Annotated in this window: 3 protein-coding genes; all 3 read left to right on the top strand. The window is 39.2% G+C overall.

The genetic code is table 11. The annotated features are described in order from the left end of the window. Positions 1 to 1,302 (top strand): T9SS type A sorting domain-containing protein (locus ABMQ40_RS16390; RefSeq protein WP_370901550.1); only part of this gene is annotated, 1,302 nt, incomplete at its 5' end. Between the two features lie 7 nt (positions 1,303 to 1,309). Beyond that, complete coding sequence (locus ABMQ40_RS16385) at positions 1,310 to 4,546, top strand: RHS repeat domain-containing protein (protein WP_370901548.1); 3,237 nt, start codon at positions 1,310 to 1,312, stop codon at positions 4,544 to 4,546. A gap of 6 nt (positions 4,547 to 4,552) precedes the next feature. Then, positions 4,553 to 6,065 (top strand): DUF6443 domain-containing protein (locus ABMQ40_RS16380; RefSeq protein ID WP_370901546.1); only part of this gene is annotated, 1,513 nt, incomplete at its 3' end.

Here is a 6,065-nt window from a genome sequence, read left to right as displayed (position 1 = left end):
GAAAGGTATTTCTCAGGACAGAACCATGACTTTCTCTCGGCAGCGGTAGCCACCCGGGAAGGAGGATTCCTGCTGGCAGGAACCTCCTTTTCAGGAAAGGGACTGGATAAGAAAGACGAGTCCAAAGGCGGATCGGATATATGGCTGATCAGGCTCAATGAGCTGGGAGATGAACTGTGGCAGAAAACCCTGGGAACAGCCTCCGATGAGGAAGCAAAGGCCGTGATCCAGACCACGGAGCTGGGATTTTTTGTGGCCGGAAATGTTCAGAACACTTCTAAGGGGTATGGTTCAAAGGATGTATGGATCATAAAGCTGGATAAGGATGGAAAGGAGCTCTCACAGGTTATTCTGGGCGGAAAGGGTTTGGATGAGGTGGAAAGGATGATCCCCACAAAGGATGGAGGAGCCCTGCTGGGGATTTACTCCAGGAGCGGTGAGGGAGGCTCAAAGAAGACTGAGAATTACGGTGAGGGGGATTACTGGATCATAAAGCTTAGTAAGGACGGAAAGGTGGAATGGGAAAGGAACTATGGTGGAAAGGAAGATGATCATCTGAGAACAATGGCCCTTACCTCTACAGGTTTTATCATCGGAGGGGAATCCAGATCGGAAAGGTCAGGGAATAAGTCGGTGGGCATTGAAGAAGGTACGGATCTTTGGCTGATATCCCTGGATGAAAAAGGAAATGAACTTTGGCAGAAATCCTACAGCTTTAAGAACAGGGATATCCTGATGGGGATGAGTGTGATCAATAAGCAGGAGGAGGAAAGCAATAAAGATCTGACTACAGGGATCTTACTGGGCGGCTATACTCAGGCAGAGGGAAGGATAGAGCATGATGATGAGACCTTCTGGATGCTGTATCTGAATGAGCAGGGAGAGGAGCAGTGGCGAAAGCATGTGAAGGGTGAATCCAGGAAGAGGGAGGAAAGGCTGTCTGATATAAAGCTTAACAGGGACGGCTCTATTGTACTGGCAGGAACCAGTGGTGAGGAGTTAGGTAAGGAGAACTGGAAGATTGTAAAGCTTGGGGATAAGCAGGTGGATCAGCTGATCGAGAAGCAGGGGATCAGGGTGTATCCGAATCCTGTATCGGATTATACTTATGTGGAGATCGGGTATGAATTTAAGGAAGCGGATATTCTCTTGTACGATATGTCAGGAAGACAGCTGGAAAGCCTGAAAACCAGAAATAAGGTTACAAAGATCAATACCCAGCCCCTGAGTCAGGGAGCATATCTGGTGACGATAAAAACGGATAACAATAAAACTGCTAACGCGAAATTGATTAAGAAATAAAACACAAATGAAAAAAATAACTATCACTTTGGGGATTTTAACGGTGTGCAATATCATGGCACAATCAAATACACAAGTGAACCCAACAAATGAAGCAGGAAAAAATGTACCTGCTATATTTCCTCCAACACCGGAATCTTTTAAATTTGGAACATATGGTAATATACCTGTAGGTATGTTTACAGGAAGTCCCAATATTGATATTCCCATTACATCACTTTCATCAGCAGATATTAATTTACCTATTTTTCTAAATTATTCTTCCAACGGGATAAAAGTGGATGATACCAACGGTTCTGTTGGCTTAGGATGGCGGTTTATTCACGCAGGGATAATTACCAGAGTTATCAGAGATTTACCTGATGAATTGAACACTTCGGGAAATATTGAAACTCCTGATATTGTTACATTAGGATTAAATAACCCTACTGTAATAAACTATCTTAATTTGTGTAAGGATGACAATTTTGATTCTGAATTAGATTTGTATATGGCAAATTTTAACGGAAAGATCCTAAAATTTATCATTAAAAAAAATGGAGATATTATTCAATTAGAAAAATCAGCATATAAAATACAACGGGTTAATTCGGGCTTTAAAGTTATAGACAACGGAACAGAATATATTTTTGATGCCACCGAGAAAGTAAGAAACTTTATGACCAATACCGGCGAGCATCATGGAGGTTCTTTGGTAAACACCACCTCTTGGTATCTTTCAAAAATAAAAAGCCCGGATAACAAGGAAATCAATATCGAATATTATGATGTTGGTTTCACTTCTGTCATTGGACAATCCCAATCAATGATATTTACCAAAGGGAACCAATATAAATATGGGAACCCCGGTGGATCAGGAAGTGTAGGATGCCCAATATCATGTGTTTTACAGACATATTCTATTCCTCCAAGTATGGGGCTTGTTGCAGATTCCAATCAAACAGTATCAGGTAAGCAGATCAAGAAGATTTATGATCAGAATGGAAATTATATATTATTTGAATACCAACAGCGAAACGGAGATTATTATCTGTTGAAAAACATTAAAAAGTATTCTTTATCTCAGTTGATTGAAAATTTTGATTTCAATTATGATATAACAGCAAACGATCGGGTATTCTTAAATAGCCTTATTGAAAACAAGTCGGGAAGAAAATATTTTTTTGAATATTATAATAAAGATTCCTTTCCCAGCAAGCTAAGTCTCAGCAGGGATATGTGGGGATATTTTAATGGTATCAGCAATGGAAATCTTATTCCTCAGATATATAAGGAAACCGACCCATTTAAAGTTGATTACAATGGAGCAAACCAAAGCGTATCCTCTCAGTTTGGTTATTATGGCTTATTAAAAAAGGTCATATATCCTACAGGTGGATCTACAACAATTAATTATGAAAATCATAAAATAAAAGATTGGGTAACAATTCCCGCATCCACTACAATTGCAGGAGTAGAAACTGTAAATAACAGAAGTATTTATTCTAGTGAGTCAAGCACAACTATAATTCCGAAAAAAGACGGATTAGTATATATAGGTTTAGGAAATGCTGTTTATGGAGAGGGGAATTGTTCCAATTCTCCTATTCTTGAAACAATGAAACAAAGAAGTGAAGTGGTTGTTCGTGATCAAAATGGGACTGCCTTACCTATTTTAGAACGTTCCCCCAATAACCAATATTATCCCACAGGATCAAATTCGCATACCGTATTAACTAATTCCGGTGCCCGTTTAGCAGTTAATGGTATTAAAAATCAACCTCTCACGATAAAAGTGACGGCTCGTTTTGCTTGTTCGTATGCATCGGCTCAGATTACCTATTTCAATGGAGAAGAGTTACAACAATTGCAGGATAAGTTATTGGGGGGGTATCGTGTATCTTCTACAATAGATGAAGCAGAAGGAAGCTTACCCGTTATAAAGAATTATAAATATTTGAATCAAAATGGAGGATATTCAATAGTTCAGGCTCGTGAACCTTATTTCCTGGAAAATAGGAATGTAGCCTCTATTTGTGAAGGGAGCACCTGTTCGCCTGCTGTTGAGTATAGCTATAATGTACTTACATCCACAAACCTAAATCAATATAATTCCTTTAATCCTAATATTTTCTACAGCAGGGTTATTGAAGATTTAGGAAATAGGGGTAAGGTAATTCATGAGTTTGATACAGAAACGGATGAGGTGGGAAGTATTCATCGGGATGAAATTTCAGGTACTGCATTATCCAATACAGCTTGGAAAAGCGGTAAAGAACTTACTACTACTTACCTTGATGGGAATGCTAATATATTGAAAAAGATAGACAGAGAATATAATGAAGACATAGGAGGATTAGTAATAAATTATTCACTGGCTACAAGAAAAAATTATGAATTAATAAGTGGGATTGGTGGAGTTGGCCAGTTTGATAATCTTGATTTTGTACTCTATAAGAATATTTCTCGTTTTCCATACCTGAAAAATCAAAAAACAACAGAATATTTAAATGGAAATCCATTAGTGACTCAAACAGAATACTTCTACAATAATCCATCAAATTATCAGTTAAGCCGTCAAAAAATTACTTTGCCAGACGCAACAGTTAATGAAACCACTTTCGAATATGCCCATGAAAAAGGCAATCAGTTAATGATCAGTAAAAATATGGTTGGTATTCCTTTGGAAACAATTACTACTAAAACTATTGGCAGTACTACCAAAACTTTATCAAAAACAGAAACCGTTTATCCAACAGCTGTTCCTACACCACAGTCAGGAAACCTGGTGCTGCTCTTATCGGTAAAATCATATGATCTTCAAAATAATACTTCCTACACAGAAATCACCTATGATAAGTATGATGCTTTTGGCAATCTGCAACAATATACCACCAAAGACGGTATTCCGGTAGCCATTATCTGGGGTTATAACGGTACACAGCCTATTGCTAAGATTGAAGGAACCACTTATAGTCAGGCGTCTGCCCTGCTGGAAATAGCGAATATTATTACTAAATCCAATGAAGATATTGATGTACCTACACAAAACGCACTGATCACCGCATTAGACTCTTTCCGGAATGCAAACAGCAGATATCAGATCACTACTTACACTTATGATCCACTCATTGGTGTTACCAGCATCACTCCACCATCCGGAATAAGAGAAAACTACATTTATGATTCTGCCAACAGGCTGGAGAAGATAGTGGATGTGAACGGGAAAGTGTTGAAAGAATTCAAATACAACTACAAAAACTAATAACCGATGAAAAAAATACTCATTTCCGCAGGAGCTTTAGTATTATCAGGATTAGCTCATGCACAGCTAAGCCCCACGGAAAATTATGTTTACACAAAGACCTACTTAGATTATAACGGAACCACACCTACTAAAACCTCAGAAACGGTTCAGTACTATGATGGCTTGGGAAGACCCAAGCAGGTGGTGAATGTAAAAGCTTCTCCTCAGGGGAAAGATGTGGTGACCCCTATCGAATATGATGCTTTTGGAAGGCAGGTGAAGGATTATTTGCCTGTTCCCCAATCCTCAACACTCAATGGGGCTATTGTTCCCAATCCTTTAGGCAATGCTACCTCAGTGTATGGAGCAGAAAAGATCTATTCGGAAAAGATTCTGGAAAACTCTCCTTTGGACAGGATATTACAGCAAAAGCAGGTGGGAAATGCCTGGGATACCAAGCCTGTTCAGTTTGGGTATGATGCTAATATCCATGAAGATTACGTGAGGAAGTACGAAACTTCTACAACGTGGGTTGATGGAAGAACGCAAACCTCAGTTCAACTTCTTCAATACTTTTTACCCAATCAGCTGTACAAAAATACAGTGACTGATGAGGATGGGAATAAAACTATAGAATTTAAAAACGGAAGGGGACAAACCCTTTTGGTAAGAAAGGTGCTCAGTGCTACAGAAAATGCGGATACTTATTATGTTTATAATGAATATGACCAGCTGGCATTTGTTATTCCTCCGTTGGTATCTACATGGACGACACTGGACCAGACAACACTGGATAATGTATGCTATCAGTACCGTTATGATGGCAGAAACAGGTTAGTAGAAAAGAAGCTTCCTGGTAAGGGCTGGGAGTATATGGTTTATAATAAAGCGGATAAGCTTGTTATGAGTCAAGATGCTAATATGAAAGAATCAGGGCAATGGTTGCTAACTAAATATGATCAGTTTGGAAGGATTATTTATACAGGTATTTCCAATAACACCGCAAGTAGGGCTGCGATTCAGACCAATGTGGATGCCAATGCCAATCTCTATGAAACCAGAACATCTGCCGTTTCATTTACACTCAACGGAATGCCCGTTTATTATACAAAAGTAGCAGGGCCAACAAATGTAACCCAGATTTTAAGTGTTAATTATTACGACACGTATCCGGGTTATAGCTTCAATCCTACTTTCCCGGCAAGCATCTTAGGAGAACCTACCTTAACGGATATTCCAACTACAGAAGGATTGAGCACAAAAGGCCTGCCAGTAATGAGTTTAGTAAAGAACATTGAAGATGATAACTGGACGAAAAACTATACGTATTATGACAAAAAAGGACGGGTGATCGGAACGTATTCCATTAATCATTTAGGTGGCCGTACCAGGGTGGATTCCAAGCTGGATTTTGCGGGAGTGGCTCAACAGACAATAACAACCCATAAAAGGCTGGATACTGATACCGAGAGAGTGATCACCGAAACCTTTACCTATGACAGCCAGAACAGGCTGTTGGTTCACAAACATAAGGTAG

It is taken from the genome of Chryseobacterium gossypii, assembly GCF_041361455.1.
In the GTDB taxonomy this organism is placed as follows: domain Bacteria; phylum Bacteroidota; class Bacteroidia; order Flavobacteriales; family Weeksellaceae; genus Chryseobacterium; species Chryseobacterium gossypii.
Note: the sequence above shows the minus strand (reverse complement) of the source record. Positions and strands in the feature narration are given on the sequence as shown.